Origin of the sequence: Pedobacter sp. V48, from assembly GCF_000523515.1 — a bacterium.
In the GTDB taxonomy this organism is placed as follows: Bacteria; Bacteroidota; Bacteroidia; order Sphingobacteriales; family Sphingobacteriaceae; genus Pedobacter.
In genome coordinates this window covers 301,963-323,212 of record NZ_AWRU01000006.1, presented here as the reverse complement: position 1 = coordinate 323,212, position 21,250 = coordinate 301,963, and the positions used below count along the sequence as shown (strand labels likewise).

Genomic DNA, 21,250 nt, shown 5'->3' with positions numbered 1-21,250 from the left:
TTTTGATGATGAAAAATTATATAGCAAAATCAATAGTAGTATTGATAATCATAAGCCTGACAAGTGGCTGTAAGAATTTCGACGACCTAAGGGACAACCCTAACAATCCAAATAAGGTTCCACCAAGTCTACTGTTTACAGCAGTTATACCGACACCCGTATCGTCTTTTTCTGATGAATACATAAATGCCCAGTACCACCTTTGGTCGGCTGTTGATAATGCCTCGGCAGTAAGTTACCGTTTTGGCAGTGGAACATTTAGCTATTCCACACTTCGTAACATTGACAAGATGGAAAAGGAAGCGGCAACAACAAATGCACCAGTTTACAGTATTATGGCCAAGTTTCTGCGGGCTTATAACTACGTAGAAATGACAACAAGGCTTGGAGACATCCCTCTCTCAGAAGCCATGAAAGGGGCTGAGATACCACAGCCAAAATACGATACACAGAAGTCGGTATATATTCAATGCCTGAACTGGCTAACAGAGGCCAACAATGAATTAGGTGCGTATATCAGCACACATCCAGGAGAAAAAATAGCCGGCGATTTCTACTATAACGGCGATTTAAAGAGCTGGCAAAAAGCAATAAATGCTTATACCATAAGAGTATTGATATCTCTTAGTAAAAAAGCAGATGACGCGGATCTAAAGATAAAAGATCGTTTTTCAGCGATCATCACCAACCCAGCCCAATACCCACTAATGAATGGTCTGACTGACAATATGCAGATTACTCATAGAGATGAAGATGGTTTTCGAGGAAATTACAATCCAAATGCAGCAGTTTATAGAGTAAGTGTGGTTTTGGTTGATACTTATGTAAACTTGCTGAAAGCTTATATGGATCCTCGTTTACAAAAAGTAGCAGATCCAACACCTAAAGCATTGGCTGCAAATCCAACAAACGAAACAGCAGTAAGAGAAGATTTCAACTCCTATGTCGGCGCTGATATCTCTGCAAGCGGGGCAACGAATGTTTCCCGAAAGCTGAATGGAGAAATATCTTATCCTAACGAGAGGCGCTTTTGGAATTTTATAGGACAGCCATCTATTTTAATTGGCTATTCTGAACAAGAATTAAACATTGCCGAAGCCGCACATTTGGGCTGGATAGGTGCTGGGGCAAAAACCCATTACGACAATGGCATAAAAGCATCAATGGAGTTTTATGGTGTGGATGGCAGTGTAGCCGCTACTTATTTGGCAAACAACGCTCCATATCTGTTAGGTGCTGCCGGTTTAAAAAGAATACATGAACAAATGTATTTGGCCCTTGCAGAAAACTCGGGCTGGGAATCATTCTTTATGACCCGTAGAACAGGAGTACCTACATATAAATTCTCAACTGAAAATAGTGTCACCAAAATTCCGGTTCGATGGGCATACCCTACTGCGGAAGATACGGACAATAGAGAGCATTACCGAGCAGCGCTAAGGTCACAATTTGGGACAGAAGTAGATGACAGAGACCAAATAATGTGGTTGTTAAAATAATGGTTGGTTAGTTGATGAAGGGCCGTTTAAAAGCGGCTCTTTTCACTAATTTTATATAAACCAATACAACCATTTAAACAGCAACCCAAACAACGCCTTGAAAAACAGATAAAAACAATAAAAACAACGTAATAATGAATAATATATCAACTCAGCCCTTTTCAGTTAATGGTAAAACGTATACACCACCGGCAAAACCTATTGTGGTAATTTGCATGGATGGTTCTGCAGATGAATATCTGGATACTACTATGGCTCACGATCGAATGCCTAACCTCAAAAAAATGGCCTTACAAGGCTACAGAGGCATGGTGCGTGGAGCATTGCCATCATTTACCAATGTAAATAACTCATCCATAGTTACAGGTGTTAGCCCTGCAGTACATGGTATTTGTGGTAACTTCTTTTATGATACGGCAAAGGATCAGGAAGTGATGATGAATTCATCGGAATACCTTAGAGCCGAAACGTTACTTGCCGCAGCTGCAAATGCTGGCCGTAAGGTTGCAGTGGTTACTGCAAAGGAAAAACTGCGCGACATCCTTTCTTATAAACTAAATGGCATCGCTTTTTCAGCAGAAAAAGCAGACCAGGTAAAACTGGATACCCATGGTATTGAAAATGCAGAGCAGGTTATTGGTCACAAAACCCCTGCTATTTACAGTGCTGAAGCCAGTTTATTTGTATTGCGTGCCGGGGTTGCATTAATACAGAACGGAATGGCCGATTTCTTATACTTATCCTTAACTGATTATATGCAGCATACTTATGCACCTGATACTGAAGAATCATTGGCATTTTATGAAGCACAGGATGTTGAACTAGGAAAAATGCTTGAGCTTGGTGCTGTTATTGGTGCCACAGCAGATCATGGCATGAATGCAAAAGTTAAAGCCGATGGCACGCCTAACGTATTGTTTATTGAAACCATGCTTACCGAGAAATTTGGCAGTGGCTTTAGGGTGATTTGCCCAATTACTGATCCTTATGTAAAACACCATGGCGCTTTGGGTTCTTATGTGGCCGTGCATATGGAAGACACATTGAAGGTTAACGAAGTAAAAAACTGGCTTGCTGTACAACCGGGAATTACCGAGGTATACGACAAAGAAACTGGATGCCGCATATTGGAGCAACCTGCCGACAGAACAGGAGATCTGTTTGTATTGTCGGCCCGCGATGTGGTTGTTGGTAAAACCGCAGCTCACCATGATTTAAAAGCACTAGATGGCACACTGCGCTCACATGGCGGCAGGTACGAAGAAATGGTTCCACTGGTTGTTTCTCATCCGCTAAATACGACCTACAAAATGAAAACACAGGGCGATCCCCGCAATTTCGATGTGTTCGATTTCACCGTTAACGGAACCCACTAAATACACGTACTTACAGTTGAATTTATAGCAGTAAAATGAAAGAAGAAGATATTAATAACGCGCGCAATATTTTAAAACTGGCATCACTAGTTGCCGGCAAGCCTGTTTTGTCAGGCAATCAATTGGCTGTACACAATCCTTACAATGGCGAACTGGTAGGAACTGTGGAAACAGCTGACTTAAATGACACCAATAATGCTATTGAAACCGCCCTTAAAGGTGGTGTTGCGATGACCCGTTTTGAAAGATACACTGTGCTTGACAAAGCCAGAACATTGCTTTTAGAAAGAAAGGAAGAATTTGCACAACTGATCACTTCCGAATCTGGCCTTTGTATCTCTGAAAGCACTTATGAAATTGGAAGGGCGCATGATGTGCTGCTGTTTGCCGCTATTGAATGCCTTAAGGATAATGGACAAATCTATTCATGCGACATATCGCCCAACGGCAAACAACGCAAAATATTTACGACTTACGAGCCCCTAAAACTGGCGGTAGCCATCACCCCTTTTAATCACCCGCTAAATCAGGTTGCACACAAGATTGCTCCTGCCCTTGCAGCCGGAACTCCGGTAATTTTAAAGCCATCAGAAAAAACACCTTTAACGGCCATTCGCTTTGTGGAGTTATTGTATGAAGCGGGCTTACCTCCGTATATGTTAAGTGTGCTTTTAGGGGACACCAAAGTGGTTTCAGAAATACTGGTACAAGATCCAAGGATTGATGTGGTTTCTTTTACCGGGAGCGTTGCTGTGGGTAAACTGATCGCCAAAACGGCCGGCTACAAAAAGGTAATTCTGGAGCTCGGCGGAAATGACCCACTGATCGTTCTTGAAGATGCCGACCTTGAATTGGCCGTAGAACTGGCCGCTGAAGGATCATTTAGAAACTCAGGTCAGCGCTGCACCGCAGTAAAACGAATTCTGGTGCACGAAAGCATATCTGAAGAATTCACCAAACGTTTTGTCGAAAAAGCTAAAGGATACACCTGTGGCAATCCTTCTAGTCCGGCAACCAGAGTTGGGACAGTTATTGATGAGCAATCGGCCATGTACCTGGAGGATGTTGTAAACAAAGCAGTTGCTCAGGGTGCAAAAGTTCTGCTTGGTGGTAAACGTACCGGTGCCTTATTGGAGCCAACCGTAATTACCAATGTACCAAGAGACGCTCAAATGGTAGTACAGGAATCTTTCGGCCCCCTTGCTCCTATTTTAACTTTCAAAGATATAGCCGATGCAATTGAACTTTCAAATTCTACTGCCTTCGGCTTGTCATCAGGAGTGGTGACCACAAACATGGAGCATGCCATCCGTTTTGTAAAGGAACTTAAAGTAGGTACAGTAAATATTAATGAAGTACCCGGATACCGCATAGAAAACTCTCCGTTTGGAGGAATTAAGGATTCGGGTTTAGGTATAAAAGAAGGAGTAATTGAGGCCATTAAGTGCTTCTCTTATGTAAAAACATTTTCAATGCCCTGGTAATTATGACAAAGAATATTCAATATGATTTAATAGTGGTGGGCTCAGGTATACTGGGTACTTTTCACGCGTTACATGCTTTGAGGTTAGGTAAGACAGTACTGCTTACAGAAAAGGATCAATATCCTGTAAATGCTACGGTACGGAATTTTGGACAGGCAGTAGTATCTGGTATGTCGTCTGATTGGTTTGACTACGCCAGAAGATCAACCGAACTGTATCAGGAAATTCAGCAGGAAGCCGACATCAGTGTTCGGAACAACGGCACTGTCTATCTTTCTTCTGATGACGATGAAACCCAATTACTGCACGAGCTAAAAGACAGGATGGACGCCATAGATTATGAGGCTGATATGTTATCTGTCGATGATTGTTTAGCGAAATGGCCTTCATTAAAAAGAGAATACTGTAAAGGTGGGCTGTTCTTTCCACAAGAAGTAAGTATAGAACCAAACAAGCTGATTTACCGGTTAATTGAATATGCTGTTGCTAAATATCCTAAACTTACTTACATGCCTTCAACAGCAGTTTTAGATTGCGTTGTGGCAGGTGATCATGTTGAAATTACCACTGCTGCACGGCAGACTTTTACTGCAGAAAAGGCTATCATTTGCAATGGAGGGGAGTTTAAACTGCTGTTTGCAGACCTGTTTAAACAAAGCGGGATCATACTAAGCAAACTTCAGATGATGAAAACTGTACCAATGCCTGAGGTACAACTGGAAGGAAATATCTTAACAGGGTTGTCTATCCGCAGGTATGAATCATTTCAGGAATGTCCATCGTTCTCCGGAATTTCTACTCCTGAACATTATAAAGAATGCCATAAATGGGGAATTCATATCCTGTTTAAGAAAGCAGTAGACGGGTCAATTATAATTGGCGATTCTCATGAATATGCAGACGTAAACCATACAGATGATCTTGGTTTTGGCATTAACAGCCACATTAACGAACTGATGTTAACCGCAGCACAAGAGATTGTAAACTTTGATGTACGTAAAATAGCATCGACCTGGGCTGGTTTTTACCCTCAGCATGACAGCAAGCATATTGTGGAATATGATCTTGAAGACCGGATACATATCCGAACTGCTATTGGAGGCAAGGGCATGACGTCCTCGGCCGGATATGCAGAGGCAAGTATAAAAAAGATTTACAACTAGGCAGGCTCAGATAAACTCTACGATCAATCCTTATGAAGCGAATAAACCATTTACTGGCCAACTCGAAACTCTTCTTTATTATCTGGTGTATGCTTGCCGCTTTTGGCACTTACTTTTGCATGTATGCTTTTAGAAAACCCTTTACCAATGGAACCTATACAGGGATAACACTTTGGGATCTTGATTACAAAGCGATCTTAATAATTGCGCAGCTTATGGGCTATATGCTTTCTAAGGTTATGGGCATAAAGGTAATTTCGGAACTTAAGGCATCGGGGAGAAAAAAACTAATCATTTTCCTTATTCTTTTTGCGGAGGTGGCACTCCTTCTTTTCGGAGCAGTACCGCAGCCCTACAATTTCTTTTTTCTGTTTCTAAATGGCCTTCCACTCGGAATGGTTTGGGGAATTGTGTTTAGTTATCTGGAAGGCAGGCGCTTTACGGAAACACTGGCCATGGGATTAAGCATTAGCCTGATCTTTTCATCAGGGATGATCAAAACAATCTATTTTACCGTACATGAGTGGGTGCCTCTGGTCTCAGAATTCTGGATGCCTGCATTGATAGGCATACTTTTCTTACCGCTGTTTCTCACTTTTGTCTGGATGCTTTCGGTGATTCCCGAACCCACTGAAACGGACAAGCTATTACGTGTTGAACGTTTACCGATGAACGCTGAGGATAAACGCTCGGTGATGGCAGAATTTGGCTTCGCGATTTTTGGCATCGGTTTGATCTATATGATGCTCACCACCATGAGGGATTTTAGGGATAATTTTTCTGTCGAGATCTGGAATGAAATAGATAGTCATTGGGATAAGGGTGTATTATCATTAACAGAAACGATTTCGGGAATTATCGTTTTAATTGCCATAGGGAGTCTTTCGATGATACGCAACAACATACGCGGTTTTTGGGCTACCCAATATCTGATTGCCCTTGGCCTTGTACTTAGTGGTGGTAGTACCCTGTTTTTCCAACTGCACCTGATAAGTCCTTTTTGGTGGATGTTACTGGTAGGAATGGGAATGTTTTTAGCTTATACCCCTATTCAGGTAGTGCTGTTCGACAGGATGATTGCTTTATTTAAGATTAAGGCCAACGCGGGATTTTTTGTTTACATCTGTGACTCGGCAGGATACCTGGGCAGTGTATTCTTACTGCTTTACAAGGAATTTTTCATGAAGGATTTAAGCTGGTGCAAGGTATTGATTCGGTTCAGCTATGCACTTACCGTGATTTGCCTGATCCTATTGGTTATGGTTTCTATATTTTTTAACCGTAAAATTGGCATTAAAGGTCCGATTACCGGGGTATTAGACAGAAAGGTTTAAAACTGGAACACAACTCCTCATTCCTAGGAACCGAGTGATCTCTTGGTTATGCAAATTGCGTAATAGCTAATTCATAGTCAAGAGGTCTCTACTGTTCTCGAGATGAAGACAGCTTATTTAAAACTGCCCAGATAAAGAGAAGCCGTAAGCCTTGTTCTGGTACATGGGCACCACATTAAAGTTAGAAGCTTGCTTACCCATGATCAGCTTTTTTAAATGTGGGTATACCAGGTAACTTATTTTCGTTGACAAAATACCGAAGCCTGCTCCTGCTACCACATCACTAACCCAATGCCTGTTGTTGTATAATCTAAAAACACCTGTAGCACCGGCAACGGCATATCCGGCATACCCTATCCAAGGCGATACATCTTTATATTCCTGTTTTAAAAACTCTGCTGCCGCAAATGATGTTGCGGTATGCCCCGAAGGGAATGAGTTGTTGGTACTACCATCAGGGCGAAGTCTATCGGTACTAGATTTAACAATAAGTGTAGACGCTTTCATTAAGCCAAAAGATATTGCATAAATACCTGTAGCATCTGCAAGATTATGTCGTCCTTTTACACCCGATAAATTTAAAGCATAAACAGCCGCTGCGGGAGCATATTGCATAAAATTATCGGCATGTACGGAAAAGAAAGGATGATCTTCCTGTAATTCATTACGGGTACTTACATCCAGATCGTGCACAAAATTATTACCACCTCCCATTGCTCCGTATGCAAGAAACACCGCAGGAATAATAAAAGGTGCGACTTTGAAAGTATTCTTTTTTTGAGTCAGCGAGTCTGTTGGACCGGTGTACTGCGCGAAACTGCAAAAAGGTAAACAAAGGACAATTAAAAAGCCATACCTCATCTTAAACATCTTCTTATTTATTAAATTCTTAACCAAAACTAACCACCAAATTTGGAGTAACTCTGAAGTTCTCCTTCTAAAAACTCACCGTAAAAAAGTGCCGTAAATTTTGGTACGCATAATTTAACTTAAAATGATATAAGTTACAAATTTGATTAGATATCGCAAGGCCCAGTCCCATTCCTTCTGAGGCTGCATTTTTATAGAATCTTTCAAAAACCTTATCGGCAATCAGCGCGGTGTCCGAGCTGGTATTACTAACAATAAGTTGGCTATCATTTAATTGAATAGAGATTTCTCCATCTTTATAGTTATGACGGATGGCATTACTAAGCAGATTATTGATCAACATATCGGCAAGATGCTTATTCATGTTAATTTGCTTGTTGGCTAGCTCTGTTTTAAGGTTTATGTTATGCAACTGAAGCAGTTCCTGAAATTGCCTTGTTTTTTGCCTGATTAAGTTATCCAGTTCAATTGTTTCCTGATCTCCAATCAGGTTATTCTCTATTTTCGCAAGCATCAGCAAGGACTGGTTAAGTCGGGATAACTTGCCCACCGCAACATAAATATCTTCTATGAGTTCGCCTTGTGAATCACTGAATGTTTCTGTTTGGATCAGTGTATCGAGTTTCGAGTTGATTACAGCCAAAGGAGTCATCATTTCATGAGATGCATTGTCTGTAAAACTCTTCAACTCCCTATAATCTTGCTTAACCCTTAAAGACATGGTTATCACTGCAGCATTTAGCTCGGTAAACTCATCGATTTTGGTTGACTCTATTCTGATATCATTTTTATCTGCCAGATTAAAGGCTTTCATCTGTAGCAGTATTCCATAAAAAGGCTTCCATATGTTATTGAGAATAAACCTATTGATCAACAACAGGGTGATTAGAAGCAAAATAGTTACGCTAAGGGTTATTAAAAATATTATTCTGACCAGATCTTCAGACTCTACTCTTGATTTTGTCACCGTAACAGAATGCCGTTTCCCATTTACTTGTACTGTATAAATGAGGCTTCTTCCTGGCTCAACCTTTTGTTCTGATTCGTTAAAATAATCATTGTTGAAGTACCTGCGTTCAACGTTACGATTAGCCTCAATAAGGCTATAGCTTACCTTTTGCTCTTTAAAACTGCCAGCTTGCGGCAATTTACCATACGTTTTTACATAGGCAGTTATTTCATCTTCTTCAATAGCCAAATCCCTGTCCAACTGACCCGTTAGGATATAATGAATTACAGCATAATAGATAACGCCTGTAAATATGAGCACAATAATAGAGGCAATTAAGGTAACTCTGTTATATTTTGCAGCCAGTTTCATATATTTTCGAATTTGTAGCCAACACCATACATAGATTTGATGTAATCTTTACACCCGGCTTCAATCAGCTTTTTCCTTAAGTTTTTAATATGAGTATAAATGAAATCGAAATGATCGGAAAGATCCATTTCATCTCCCCACAAATGTTCTGCTATTGCACTTTTGGTAATTACCTTGCTATGATTGGCAATAAAATAAACAAGCAGATCGTACTCCTTACGGGTAAGGGTTAGCGCATTATCTCCTATTTTTACACTCATCGCCTGGGTGTCAATATGTATTTCATTAAAAGTGATAATGTTACTGCCATCATAACTTTTTCTGCGCACTATTGCTGTTACCCTTGCTTTAAGCTCAGAAAGATGGAAAGGCTTTACCAGGTAATCATCAGCGCCGAGGTTCAATCCATCAAGCTTATCGTCAAGCGAATGCCTTGCAGAAATGATAAGTACACCATCTTTTTTCTTTATCTTTTTAATGCCCCGCAGAATCTCCATCCCATCACCTCCCGGTAGGGTTAGATCTAAAAGAATACAATCATAATTATAGATGTTGACTTTCTCTATTGCCGATTTATAGTCTACTGCTGTTTCACAAATATTACCTTCATCAGTAAAATAAGTGATAATACTTTCGCGCAATGAACTTTCATCTTCTATCAATAGTATTTTCATTTTGGAGATGTTAAAAAATTAAATGTAGTAAATTAATAAGGCAGTTAATGGTCTTTATAGAGTAAGTTTATCATGCTCGGCAAAACGATAAGCAGCAAGGGCATAGCAGCAACAAAACCACCGATAACAGCTATTGCTAATGGTTGATGGAGTTGCGCGCCGGCTCCAATACCCAATGCAAGAGGCATCAGTGCAATTATTGCTCCAAGAGCCGTCATTAATTTTGGGCGTAGCCTTGTAGAAATGGCATAAACAATAGCTTCCTGAACATTATTTTCCTTACAGGATTCTTTAAACTGCAGGAAGGTAAAAATTGCATTTTCGCCTATTATGCCTATGATCATGATTAAGCCAGTATAGCTCCCCACGTTTAGCGCAGTATTGGTTAAAAACAAAGCCAAATAACTTCCCGAAATACCCAAAACGGCTATAAATAATATAAGAGCAGCAATTTTAAAATCTTTAAACAGAAATAAAATAACAGCAAATACAAGCAAACTTGAAGAAACCAGGATCATGAATAGTTCTTTAAAAGATTGCTGCTGTTCGGCATAGGCCCCACCATATTCAAGATGATAGCCCGAAGGCAAATGAATACTGTTTGAGACCTGTCGCTTAATATCCTGAATTGTGGTTCCAAGATCCCGGTTTTCAAGACGTGCTGTAACTACACCCATTGCCTGCAGGTTTTCGCGCTCAATCTCGGCATCTCCAGTATTTATATCAATAATCGCCAGATTAGTGATTGGCACCAACTTACCATTGGGCAAGAACAGCTGCATTGATTTAATTCCTTCTACATTATATTTTCTGCTGGCTGGGTAAACAAGCCTGATGGTTGAGAGTTGCTCTTTTTCGAGAACAGTGCCAGCAGGGTTTCCTTCTAAAGCCATTTGCAATTGATACTGAAAATCGGCTACGCTAATGCCATATTGAGCAAGCTGGCTATATATGGGTTTGACATTAATAGATGGCCCTGCTATGACAACACCATCAAATACATCCGCAGCACCACTAACTTTGGAGACAATAGCAGCGACAGCTTTTGAAAGGGCAGTAAGCTTTAAGTGATCATCTCCAAAGATTTTAATCTCTACTGGCTGAGTTGAGCTCATAAGATCGCCCAGCATATCACCAATTACTTGTCCGAAATCTATTTCAAGTGAGGGCTGGGTAGCAGTTATCTTATTACGGATTTCGCTGATGACCTCTTCCGTTGTTCTGCTGCGCTCTTTTTTAAGCTGAATAAGGTAGTCTCCATTATTTGGTTCTGTAATAAAGAAGCCCATTTGAGTACCTGTTCTTCTGGAATAAGTTTCTACATCGGGGATTTTTATAATGATTTGCTCTACTTCTTTCAACATCCTGTCAGTTTCCTGAAGAGAGGTTCCCGGTGGAGACTTATAATCGAGCACAATACTACCTTCATCCATTTCAGGTAGAAATCCTGTTTGGAGTTTTGGTAATACGAGTATAATAGCTAGAATAAATAGCACTACAGCTCCAAAACTAAACATCGGTTTTTTGATAAACCACATTACCCATACCTGATTTCTTACAGTATGGACTTCGGTTTGTTTTCTTTTGAAAGGTTTTACCTTTTTACCTAAAAGCAGGTATACTACAGGCAAACAGATCCAAGTAACAAAAAAGGAGCAAACCAAAGTGATGATCATGGTATTTGTCATCACTTTAAAATAGGCACCTGCTACCCCTGTCATCAATAAGAAAGGAATAAAAATAACTATCGTACTAAGTGAAGAGCCCAGCATCGCCTGAAAAAGATACCCAATCGCTTTATGTACCAGATCATCGCTTTCCAGATCCGGATATTCTTCGTGCGTCCGATGAATTTGCTCTACTACAACAATTGCATCATCTATAATCAAACCTATTGCAGCAGCAATAGCCCCAAGAGTCATTATATTTAGGGTATAACCAATGCCATACAATACCATTACCGCTAAACAAAGCGTGAGTGGAATGGTAATCAGAATGGTACTACTAGCCCTTAATGACCTCAAAAAGACGACTGCAACAATAATTGCAAGACCTAAGCCTATCCATAGGCTATCGGTTACACTTTTCACAGAATCATTAACAAAATCAGCCTGTATATAATAAGGCTTTACACTTACTCCCGCAGGTAAAATGCCTTGTAAAAGCTTAATCTTTTTCTCCATTTCCTGAGTAAGGGTAATCAGATTGGCTTCGGGCTGTTTGATAACTGCAATCAATACAGCATCATGACCATTTGCATTGATTTTGGTGTACTCTACCCCTTCCTCTATGCTCACCCTTGCGATATCTTTAATTTGAAGAACCCTATGTCCGTTATTGCTAACAACAACATCTTCCAAATCTGACTTGGTTGTTACCGCCGCATCTGTAATGGTTAAGTACAATAGTTTATAGTCCGAAAGATATCCGTTTGAGCGGATGAAATTGGTTTGACTTAAAGCATTATTTACCTGTTGAGGGGTAAGGTTGAGCGAACTCATTTTATTTTTATCCAGCTCAATCCAGTACTCCTTGGCCTTTCCGCCGCTCACGCGTACTTCGGCGACTCCCTCGACCTGAGAAAGGAAAGGTTTGATGGTATAAGTGGCTATTTGACGAAGTTCAATTGGAGACTTACTATGACTTTCGAGCGTATAACCCATTACCGGTAATATGGAAGGGTTCATTTTCTCAACAGATATGTTGATATCAGGAGGCAGTGCGTTCCTGATCTGATTGATTCTGGATTCTATGCGTTGCTGACTTAAATCAATATCTGTATTCCAGTTCATAAAAGCAGATATTTCGCAACTGCCTCTACTTGTAGTGCTTCTTACCAACTTTAGTCCAGGCACTTGCTTAACAGCATTTTCAAGAGGCCTGGTAACTGTTACCATCATCCTTTCTACAGGCTGAAGGCCGGCATCAGCAATTATCTTTATTTTAGGAAATGTAATCTCCGGAAAAAGTGAAGTCTTTAGATTCTCATAAGCAATAACACCCCCAAAAATGATTATGGCCAGAATTATTATAATTGGGTTTCTATGAGTCAGAAAGAAATTCTTCATTTGTGGTTGATAATAATTTTAGCCGTATCAGGTAATCCGTAATTACCAGTAAGAACGAACCTTTCATCAGGTTTAAATAAGGGAGATTTTATTTCAATGTAATTTCCTGTTTCTATCCCCTTCTGAATAGTTATTTTTACTGCCACAGTATCATTAATTAGCTTCATTACCCAAAATTCATCCTGTGTTTCATTAGCAAGAATGGATTCTTTGGGCAAAGCAATTGGATTTGGCGATTCTGATCGGATTAATTTTACCTTAGCAATAAGCCCCTCTGGAATTAACCGTTGTGTTTTTACCTGAATGATGACCCTTTGAGTTTGCGAGATTGAATCGACCAAAGGAATGGCAGGCCCCAGTTTTCCAGCTAGTTTTTGTCCATCAGGCAGGGTTACCTCTAATGTTTTTTGATTTTTAATGATCCCTGTTAGCTCATAAGGCAGATCCATAAGAAAAACAAAACTATTTAGGTTAGTGATTACGGCCAACTGTTCCCCTTCCTGTACATAGTCGCCTTTTTGGTGACTTACCTCTCCTGCGAAACCAGCTGTATTTGCGGTAATTCGGGTTAGGCCGGTAAACTTAAAACTAGGATCAAGGTTATTAATGGCATTCCCTATGCTTCTGGCCTCTTTGGTAATCACCGTAAATAAGGTTTGTCCCCCTTTCACATAGTCACCTTTTTTTACATTTACAGCTTGCACATAGCCATTTGAGCTGGCCTTTATTATCCCTTTCTGTTGAAATGTCGCTGTTGCGTTCAATTCAATGTAGTCACTTAATGGTACATTGCTTATACGGGTAACACTTACCGGAGTTTTCGGCTCTGGTGTTTTCTCCAACGCCCTGTTGCCCGGTGTAGTGCCTGAGTTGCATGCGCCCAGAATCAAGAAAATTGAAGCTAAACCCAATGTTGCTTTATAATATGGCTTGCTGCTCATCTTTTTGTTTACTAATTGTTCCAATAGTTTAGTTGATTAATTAGCTGAAGCCTGAATACATTAACCTGCCGAAGCATATATTGGGTATTGAGGTAATTATTTATGGCTATTACATAATCTGCGATAGTGATGTCGCCTGTTTGCAGCAATTTGCTGTCTACATTTATCAGGCCCTCAGTGAATTTAATTTGCCTGGTAATTTTAGCCTGCAGCTCCTGAGTACCTTGTAGTTGTTGAACAAGCTGATTAACCTGCTGTTGATACTGGCGGGTAAAAAATTGCAGATAACCCTGCCTCGTGTTTTCCTGTATTTGGAACTGTGTATGCTTCATTTTACGCTGACCACCATCATAAATAGGTACAGAAACACTAAAACCTACACTTGTTCCAAAATTTTTATAAGGCTGTAGAATGAAGGATGAATTGTAGCCTCCATTTATATAAACACTTGCCTGCGGTTTGTAATTCAGATCAATCTGCTTTTTATCATTCAGCAGCTTTAAGCTATCTATTTTATAGCCTTGGATAAAAATACTGTTACTTAATCCGGTAAGCGGTGTGGCTGTTAGTACGGGCTCTTCCAATGCTATAACAGTAGTATCTACAATGCCACTCAAATAATTTAAACGCGCAAAATCATTCTTTAACTGGATGCTGGTTTGGCTGAGCTGCAATTCCTGCTGCTGCAGGGTAACCAGAAACGCAAGGTAATCTGCTTGTTTGTACACACTCTTTTGAGCAAGTACTTTTAACGCCTTTTCTTCTTTTTGCAGGAGCTGATAAACTTCAAGGTAAAAATCTCTTTGCTGCTGATCCGTATAGGTTGCGATGTATTGTTCGGTGATAGATTTTCTAATGTCTTGCCGGGAGATATTTGAAGCCGCATTTATAGAATCAGCATGCAATACAATTCCCTCTAACTGAATATCTCGTCTACTTTTACCGATAATATTCTGGTTTGCAGTGATCAGCGCATCGAATGTTTTGCCATTACTAAGTGCATTATCATAACCATAACCGTTAATAACAGGCGCATAAGTTCCTGTAGAACTGGCCGTAACCTGAGGCCTGTATCCGGCTCTTAATATGGCACTGTCCATTTTATCAGAAAGCAGTTGATTCTTAAAATCTTTGAGCAAAGGACTATTGATCAATGCTTTTTGAATGTAATCATCTACTTTCCTATACTGGGCCTGACATAAGAATATACTTCCGCTGTGACTTAAGAGTGTTAATAGCAAGATCGAAGATATTTTCCTTATGCCTTTTATCATTTACAACCAGATTTTTCACTGTATGAATATGATATAAAAGTAAAATCAGACTTTGAAGAAAATCTGTAGAGCTACTGGCAATATCCAGACTAGCTTTTTCTTTTATGATGGATAAGCTTATCCATGGCCTCCTGAAATGATCCTGCCCTGGTCACCTCTCCGCTATTTACAAAGAAGATTTCATCGGCATTCTCGATCGTATTTAAACGGTGGGCAATAATTACCAGGGTAGTTTCTTGTGGCAATTTGTATAATATCTCACCCAGTAGTTTTTCTGTTATGGTGTCAATATTTGCTGTCGCCTCATCAAGAATTAGAAGATCCGGCTTTCTGAGCACTGCGCGCATAAAAGCGATCAATTGTTTTTGACCCAGACTTAAGCTGTCACCTGAAGAGAGAATCTTTGTTTCTGCTCCATCATCAAAAACTGAAAGTAACCCCTCTAGTCCGGTAGCTTTAATTACAGCCAAGAAACTTTCCTGATCATATTCATGATATTGTTCATTGCCGTATAAGATATTCTCTCTAACCGTTCCTGTAAATAAGAATGGTTCCTGAAGTATAAAGCCAATTTTCTTACTCCGCTCTTCGGAAGTATAAGATTTGATGTCTTTTCCATCCAAAAGGATCGAACCACTAACCGGATCGTATAAGCGTGCCATAATGGATGCTGTTGTGGTTTTACCTCCACCTGTAGGACCTACCAACGCATATGTTTTTCCTTTTTCAAGCTTAAAATTCACATTGTGAAGTATCTCATTACTTGTTGTATATCCAAAATGTACGTTCCTAAATTCAAGTAACGAATCTGAAGCTTTTGCAACACTACCCTTAACAATATCCAGATTACTTTCCAGAGATAACATACGGGAGATCCTTTCCCAACCGGCAAGTGCGACCTGGAAACTTGTCCACAGAGCAGCCAATTGCCTTAATGGGTTATAAAAGTTAGTGGAGTACGCCAGATAACTTACCAGCAAGCCTATACTGAATTCCGATTCAGTGATCAGGTAAATCCCATAACTCAACACAATTAATTGTGCTAAAGCAGAGAACAAGCCAAATACAGGCAGGAACATGTTGTTTGCCATTCCCGTACCCATAGCCGTCTTATAATTATGCTGGTTGGCTACATCAAACTTCTTCCTAAAATAATCTCTTCTGTTAAAAGCAATTATTACCTTAAAGTTGTTCAGGCTTTCCTGTATTTCGGCGCTTAGTCCGCCAGAGCTTTTTAAACTTAAGGCATTCCTTTTTCTTACCCAGGGCGAAACACTTCTTGTAAAAATCAGGATAACCAAGGCTGGTACCAGGGTAGCTAGCCCAAGTTTTATATTGATAGATAATAAGAATACTCCGGAACCGATCATAGTAATGATACTACTGATGAACTGCATTAGCGCCTGAGAAAAGAATTGACTCAATTTATCCGTATCATTATTAACCCTTGAGATCAGATCACCTGCTTTGTTCTCATTAAAGAAGGCTACCGGTAATTGCTGGATTTTATTAAAGATTACGTTTCTTAATTTGAAGATGGCACGCTGGGCTACCCCTCCCATCCATTGCGTTTGTAGATAACTGCTTACAAAAGCGATAGAATACATGCCTAATAAAATACCTGCAAATACCAAAACACCATGATATTTTCCGGTTTGCACGTAATGATCTATCGTATACCCTATTAAAAACGGGCCAAGGAGGTTAAGTGACGCGCTGACAAGAATTGCAGATAAAGAAAGAAAAATACGCTTCCTCTCTTCCGCAACCAGGTTCAGCAGGTTTTTAAGACCTGCCCATGATGAACTTTTTTTCTCCTGCTCGGCTATGCTGTTCAGATTATAATTCATAGTTGCTTGTGCTTTTTTGTGAATTAAAAATCTGTACATATTCAGGGCTGGTATTCATAAGCTCTTTGTGGGTTCCGGCAGCCAGTATTTCGCCCTGCATAAGCAAAATGATCTGTTCATAATGTTCAACCGCAGCTATTTTCTGAGTTACCGATATAAGCGTTAAATTAGGGTAATTGCGTTGAATATTTTCAAGTATGCGCGTTTCAGTCTGATTATCTACCCTGGCCGTAAAATCATCGAGCAGCAATACATTTGGATTTATCGCCAATGCGCGTGCCAGCATAATTCGTTGCTTTTGACCACCGGAAAGACTCAATCCCCTTTCGGAAACGCTGGTATCTAAACCATCTGGCAATGATTCCATAAAATCTTTTAATTCGGCGGTTTCAATTGCCCTTTGTAAAGATTCGTCCGTTACCGTTTCACTAAAAGTAATATTTTCACGGATGCTCATATTGAACAGGATACTATCCTGAAAAACAAAACCCAATTTTTGGTAAAAAGATTCACTCTTATATTCATCAATTTGATGTCCGTCGAATGTTAATACACCGCTATCGGGTTTAATTAAACCACTAAGCAAATAGAGCAATTGTGTTTTACCCGCTGCTGTAGGGCCAATTACCGCGGTACGCGATCCAGGACGTACAGAGAAATCGATATGCTTTAATACAGGTTTTTCACCGTAATTAACATTTACATCCTTCATTTCTATAGCTCCGGTTAAATTAGCTGCCAGCTGACCTGTTTCAATTGTATCTGGTCTTTCGAGCATTTCGCTGATCCTGCCATATGAAGCAGTAGCCTGAGCGATTACGTTACTCATAAAACCTATGATCAGAATCGGAAAAATTAGCAGTGCCAGATAACTGTTAAAAGCAGCAAAATCACCCAAGCTCATTTTACCGTTAATTACATAATGGCCGCCTAGTACCAGGATCATCAAACCCGCCATATTAGCAGTGAATACAATTATGGGGATTAACCAGGCAAATAACCTGAGGATTGAAAGTCCGATATMKYTRRSMTYRKWANMKCGCCTCAAAAAACTTATCATATTCCAGTTGCTGCGAATTAATTACACGAATTAACATGGCCCCAAGGATACTTTCATTAATTACTTTATTTAACCAGTCTATTACTTCCCTGCTTTTTTTGAATAGCACACGCACCTTCCCCAATACGATAAAAAACGTACCTCCAATAATTGGAATGATGGCCATTACAATTAAACCAAGTTTCCAGTTGATGCTAAGTAGTAAAATACTTGCGCCAATAATGATGAACAGGGAAGAAACGATAGAAACAATAGCTTGCGACACAAACAACTTTATTGAATCTACATCGGAAGTGAGATTGGTAAGTAAACGCGATGGATTGGTGGTTTGTATGTAAGCAAAGCTTTGTCTGGATATTTTATCGGCTAACCGCGTTCTCAAGTCTCTTGCGACCTTTTCTGAGGCATAGGTTTGCATTAAACTCTGCAGGAAACTGAATAGAAAGATAATGAGCACTACAACTATAAACTCAGTAGCAATGGTTTTATATGAAAATTTGCCTGCGCTATACGCATCTATACCACTACCAATAAGTTTTGGTATCCAAAGATTGAGACCATTGCTGAGCAATGCAAACAAGATGAGTAGCATAATCAGGCCTGAATACGGTTTAAGCAAACTAAAAATGCTTTGACCCTGCTTCGTTTTCTGTTTTGGACCCTGAGTATCTGAATTTTTCATTTTCAACTTACGAAATTGGGATTTTTTTTCAATACTATAACCCAATCTCAATTATAATTCAGTTATTTTTAAGTTACGAAAATGAATCTCAGCACCCTCAGATTCTAAACACAGATATCCCTTCTTTACGKTWGAWNTNSKWAKCMYATNKWASSWRSTKGMMATTCACTGATAATTTGATGGTTCCATCCACACAAACCACTGTATAACTATTCCATTCACCTTTTCCTTTGCAACGATTCTCTACAGATTTACTGCGTTCGCCCCTCGGATTATCCGGAACTGTTTGTACGCCCCCAACCCCAAAAAGTTCGCCATGAACATATGCAATAGGTGGCTTTTCGCCATTGGTAATGTTTTGGTTTACCCAGTCAAGCTCAAGCATCTGCACCTCTACTCCCCCAGGCAGGCGATTTTCAGCGCCTGGTTTTGCATCACTCCACACAAATACTCCTGAATTTCCACCAGCTTCCATATGCTTCCATTCTACCTGAAGTATAAAATTCTCATACAATTTTTCTGAGCGCATAACACCAATGGGCTTGCCTTTGCAAATGAGCAGATCTTTGTCTACTCTCCAGGTATCAGGATCTGTATTTACATTTATCCAATTAATCGACTGTCCCTTCGCTTTACCACCACTGGTTGTTTGCTCAAATTTTAACTCATTCCCAAATTTAATAGATTTTGGTTGTGCGTATAATGATGATTTGCAAAGTAAAAGAAACAGAAAGGTCATACCTATCCGACTTAACATTTTCATATCTATCGTTTTAGGTAGGTTAAATTACTTTGGTAATACCCGGCAAAGCTACCGGATGGTCTTCCCATTTAAGATCCCAATGATAATCCTCTATTTTTGGGCCTAGCGTTTCGGTAGATTTCATGACCTGTTCTAATGTCAGCGTTTGGCCACTATATGCAACCATACGCCCCCAAATGGCCAACAGGGTGCTGTTTGCCATTTCTTCGCCCTGGTTTATTGGATTTCCACTTCTTATACCAGCAAAAAGCTCATTATGTTGAGTTTGGTACATATTGTTTTTCTCTCCGTTATAAATCCACTTATTTTTTCCGGTGATTTCATATTTACTGCCAACATTAATAACTGCATTTCCATCTGAGCCTAAAACATCTACGCTGTTGCGATGCGATGTCCCCTCCTGCTGTCTGCAGAAGTGATAACCCTTAACTCCGTTGGCATACTCATACTCGATTGCAAAATGGTCATATATGTTACCAAAAATTTCATCAACGCGAACTTGTCTGCCACCGGTTCCTGTTGCACTAACCGGCATTTTTCCGCCCATTGCCCAGGACATCAAGTCCAAGCTATGAACAGCCTGTTCTGTGATAAAATCGCCCGAAAGCCAGCTGTGGTAATGCCAGTTACGCATTTTATAGGTAAGATCAGTCCAATCCGGCTGACGAGGGTTTGACCAATTTCCTGCACCATTCCTGAATGTAGAAACCGTTCTGATGTCTCCAACATCGCCATTTAAAATCCTTCCGAAAGTAGCCCTGCTTGGCAGGTCATAACGGAAACAAAAACCAGACACCAAAGAAAGGTTTTTCTCGCGGGCTTTTTTTGCTGCATCTAAAACCTTACGTATCCCGGGCACATCAACGGCAACAGGCTTTTCACAAAAAACATGTTTATCTGCATTTATTGCAGCAGTCAGATGGTCGGGCCTGAATGCCGGCGGTGTTGTAAGTAAAACTACATCAACACCAGAATCTATTAGCTTTTGATAAGCGTCAAACCCAATAAATTTATTCTTTTTATTTACTTTAACCCGGTCACCTGCAATTTCTACAAGGGCCGTATATGCACCTTCCAATCTATCCTCAAAAACATCCGCCAATGCTGTAATTATAACATCAGGATCAGCTTGCAATGCTTGCGCAGCGGCACCTGTACCACGACCACCGCAGCCTATTAAACCTACTTTAAGCTTAGACTTCGCTGAAGAAAACAATGGAGAAGCAAAGCCCGACTGATAAGCTAACGTACTTCCTACAAGTACCAGACCCGATTTCTTTAAAAATGATCTTCGATCTGTTAAATTTGGAATTATAATTTTAGTCATAATATTAGGTTCATTTGTTTGGTTGTGTTCTCCCTGGCAGGAGTAGTTTCATTTTGTACTAAATTTATGTTAAGTTATTTAAAGATGGAATTATTCACAAAAAGATTACCTAAAAAATAAAGAAATTGCATGATGATGTCCAATTTCAGAAATTACAATCGTCATCTGTTTTTAACCATTAAAACTTAAGCAAAATGAAAGAGTTCTTATTTGTATTTAGAAACGATTATCAGGCTGTACCCAAAGGTTCTCCTGAAGAAATGCAGGCCGAGACTAAAAAATGGATGGATTGGATTGGCGGTATTGCTGCACAAAACAAACTGGTTGACCGAGGTAATCGCCTGGGATCAGAAGGCAACACTGTAAAACCAGGAAATGTAGTTACCGACGGTCCATTTATGGAAATAAAGGAAGCCATTGGAGGTTACACCCTTGTCAGAGCAGAATCATTGGAAGAAGCGACAGAAATGGCAAAAGGCTGCCCTATTTTTCAAAATGGTGGAAGTGTAGAGGTTAGAGTAATTAACCCTATGTAAGCTATAATCCTACGATTAGTTTAAAAAA

The 21,250-nt window shown here is 39.9% G+C and carries 15 protein-coding genes and 2 pseudogenes; 6 read left to right on the top strand and 11 right to left on the bottom strand.

Translation table 11 applies throughout. The annotated features are described in order from the left end of the window. The first annotated feature begins 8 nt into the window (after positions 1-8). The 5 genes from N824_RS06665 (at position 9) to N824_RS06645 (ending at position 6,856) form a co-directional block, all read left to right on the top strand. Positions 9-1,499: a SusD/RagB family nutrient-binding outer membrane lipoprotein gene (locus N824_RS06665; protein WP_048904354.1), complete on the top strand. Its 1,491-nt coding sequence runs from the start codon at positions 9-11 to the stop codon at positions 1,497-1,499. 134 nt (positions 1,500-1,633) lie between these two features. Beyond that, positions 1,634-2,875 carry a phosphonoacetate hydrolase gene (gene phnA, locus N824_RS06660; RefSeq protein ID WP_048904353.1) on the top strand — a complete coding sequence of 414 codons (1,242 nt, stop codon included), beginning with the start codon at positions 1,634-1,636 and terminating at the stop codon, positions 2,873-2,875. A gap of 35 nt (positions 2,876-2,910) precedes the next feature. Further along, positions 2,911-4,359 carry a phosphonoacetaldehyde dehydrogenase gene (gene phnY / locus N824_RS06655; protein ID WP_048904352.1) on the top strand — a complete coding sequence of 483 codons (1,449 nt, stop codon included), beginning with the start codon at positions 2,911-2,913 and terminating at the stop codon, positions 4,357-4,359. 2 nt (positions 4,360-4,361) lie between these two features. Beyond that, a complete protein-coding gene (locus tag N824_RS06650; RefSeq protein WP_048904351.1) occupies positions 4,362-5,522 on the top strand; it encodes a TIGR03364 family FAD-dependent oxidoreductase in 1,161 nt (386 codons plus the stop codon). Positions 5,523-5,554: 32 nt separating this feature from the next. Then, a complete protein-coding gene (locus N824_RS06645) occupies positions 5,555-6,856 on the top strand; it encodes a DUF5690 family protein (protein ID WP_048904350.1) in 1,302 nt (433 codons plus the stop codon). A gap of 117 nt (positions 6,857-6,973) precedes the next feature. On the opposite strand, the gene N824_RS06640 is transcribed toward N824_RS06645, so the two are convergent. From N824_RS06640 to N824_RS06595, 11 genes and pseudogenes are all read right to left on the bottom strand, one after another. Further along, a complete protein-coding gene (locus N824_RS06640; RefSeq protein ID WP_048904349.1) occupies positions 6,974-7,726 on the bottom strand; it encodes a phosphatase PAP2 family protein in 753 nt (250 codons plus the stop codon). A gap of 67 nt (positions 7,727-7,793) precedes the next feature. Next, positions 7,794-9,047, bottom strand: a complete 1,254-nt coding sequence (locus N824_RS06635) for a HAMP domain-containing sensor histidine kinase (protein WP_048904348.1) — start codon at positions 9,045-9,047, stop codon at positions 7,794-7,796. Next, on the bottom strand, positions 9,044-9,721 hold the full coding sequence (locus N824_RS06630) for a response regulator transcription factor (RefSeq protein ID WP_048904347.1): 678 nt from the start codon (positions 9,719-9,721) through the stop codon (positions 9,044-9,046). The genes N824_RS06635 and N824_RS06630 overlap by 4 nt, the downstream gene beginning before the upstream one ends. 44 nt (positions 9,722-9,765) lie before the next feature. Next, entirely contained in the window at positions 9,766-12,789 is a 3,024-nt protein-coding gene (locus tag N824_RS06625; protein ID WP_048904346.1) for an efflux RND transporter permease subunit, read from the bottom strand. Next, positions 12,786-13,754 carry an efflux RND transporter periplasmic adaptor subunit gene (locus tag N824_RS06620; RefSeq protein WP_200869826.1) on the bottom strand — a complete coding sequence of 323 codons (969 nt, stop codon included), beginning with the start codon at positions 13,752-13,754 and terminating at the stop codon, positions 12,786-12,788. Before N824_RS06620 ends, N824_RS06625 begins: the two co-directional genes overlap by 4 nt. Continuing rightward, positions 13,742-15,004: a TolC family protein gene (locus N824_RS06615; RefSeq protein WP_048904344.1), complete on the bottom strand. Its 1,263-nt coding sequence runs from the start codon at positions 15,002-15,004 to the stop codon at positions 13,742-13,744. The genes N824_RS06620 and N824_RS06615 overlap by 13 nt, the downstream gene beginning before the upstream one ends. An 89-nt stretch (positions 15,005-15,093) precedes the next feature. After that, positions 15,094-16,854 carry an ABC transporter ATP-binding protein gene (locus N824_RS06610; RefSeq protein WP_048904343.1) on the bottom strand — a complete coding sequence of 587 codons (1,761 nt, stop codon included), beginning with the start codon at positions 16,852-16,854 and terminating at the stop codon, positions 15,094-15,096. Continuing rightward, positions 16,844-17,800 carry an ABC transporter ATP-binding protein gene (locus N824_RS34055; protein ID WP_235207012.1) on the bottom strand — a complete coding sequence of 319 codons (957 nt, stop codon included), beginning with the start codon at positions 17,798-17,800 and terminating at the stop codon, positions 16,844-16,846. The genes N824_RS06610 and N824_RS34055 overlap by 11 nt, the downstream gene beginning before the upstream one ends. A 13-nt stretch (positions 17,801-17,813) precedes the next feature. Beyond that, positions 17,814-18,596 (bottom strand): annotated as a pseudogene (locus N824_RS34050) (ABC transporter transmembrane domain-containing protein). A gap of 97 nt (positions 18,597-18,693) precedes the next feature. After that, positions 18,694-19,359, bottom strand: a pseudogene (locus N824_RS06600) (DUF1080 domain-containing protein). 19 nt (positions 19,360-19,378) lie between these two features. Further along, positions 19,379-20,686 (bottom strand): Gfo/Idh/MocA family protein, encoded by a 1,308-nt coding sequence (locus N824_RS06595; RefSeq protein WP_048904342.1) that lies wholly within the window; start codon positions 20,684-20,686, stop codon positions 19,379-19,381. A 194-nt stretch (positions 20,687-20,880) separates the two neighbouring features. Here N824_RS06595 and N824_RS06590 point away from each other — a divergent pair, with 194 nt between their 5' ends. Further along, complete coding sequence (locus N824_RS06590; protein ID WP_048904341.1) at positions 20,881-21,222, top strand: YciI family protein; 342 nt, start codon at positions 20,881-20,883, stop codon at positions 21,220-21,222. The last annotated feature ends 28 nt before the right edge of the window (positions 21,223-21,250 follow it).

Coding starts and splice junctions, on each gene's coding strand:
- N824_RS06590 (WP_048904341.1), top strand. CDS start 20,881: ATGAAAGAGTTCTTATTTGTATTTAGAAACGATTATCAGGCTGTACCC.
- N824_RS06640 (WP_048904349.1), bottom strand. CDS start 7,726: ATGTTTAAGATGAGGTATGGCTTTTTAATTGTCCTTTGTTTACCTTTT.
- N824_RS34055 (WP_235207012.1), bottom strand. CDS start 17,800: ATGATCCTGGTACTAGGCGGCCATTATGTAATTAACGGTAAAATGAGC.
- N824_RS06625 (WP_048904346.1), bottom strand. CDS start 12,789: ATGAAGAATTTCTTTCTGACTCATAGAAACCCAATTATAATAATTCTG.
- phnY (WP_048904352.1), top strand. CDS start 2,911: ATGAAAGAAGAAGATATTAATAACGCGCGCAATATTTTAAAACTGGCA.
- N824_RS06665 (WP_048904354.1), top strand. CDS start 9: ATGAAAAATTATATAGCAAAATCAATAGTAGTATTGATAATCATAAGC.
- N824_RS06615 (WP_048904344.1), bottom strand. CDS start 15,004: ATGATAAAAGGCATAAGGAAAATATCTTCGATCTTGCTATTAACACTC.
- N824_RS06610 (WP_048904343.1), bottom strand. CDS start 16,854: ATGAATTATAATCTGAACAGCATAGCCGAGCAGGAGAAAAAAAGTTCA.
- N824_RS06630 (WP_048904347.1), bottom strand. CDS start 9,721: ATGAAAATACTATTGATAGAAGATGAAAGTTCATTGCGCGAAAGTATT.
- N824_RS06595 (WP_048904342.1), bottom strand. CDS start 20,686: ATGACTAAAATTATAATTCCAAATTTAACAGATCGAAGATCATTTTTA.
- N824_RS06650 (WP_048904351.1), top strand. CDS start 4,362: ATGACAAAGAATATTCAATATGATTTAATAGTGGTGGGCTCAGGTATA.
- N824_RS06635 (WP_048904348.1), bottom strand. CDS start 9,047: ATGAAACTGGCTGCAAAATATAACAGAGTTACCTTAATTGCCTCTATT.
- N824_RS06645 (WP_048904350.1), top strand. CDS start 5,555: ATGAAGCGAATAAACCATTTACTGGCCAACTCGAAACTCTTCTTTATT.
- phnA (WP_048904353.1), top strand. CDS start 1,634: ATGAATAATATATCAACTCAGCCCTTTTCAGTTAATGGTAAAACGTAT.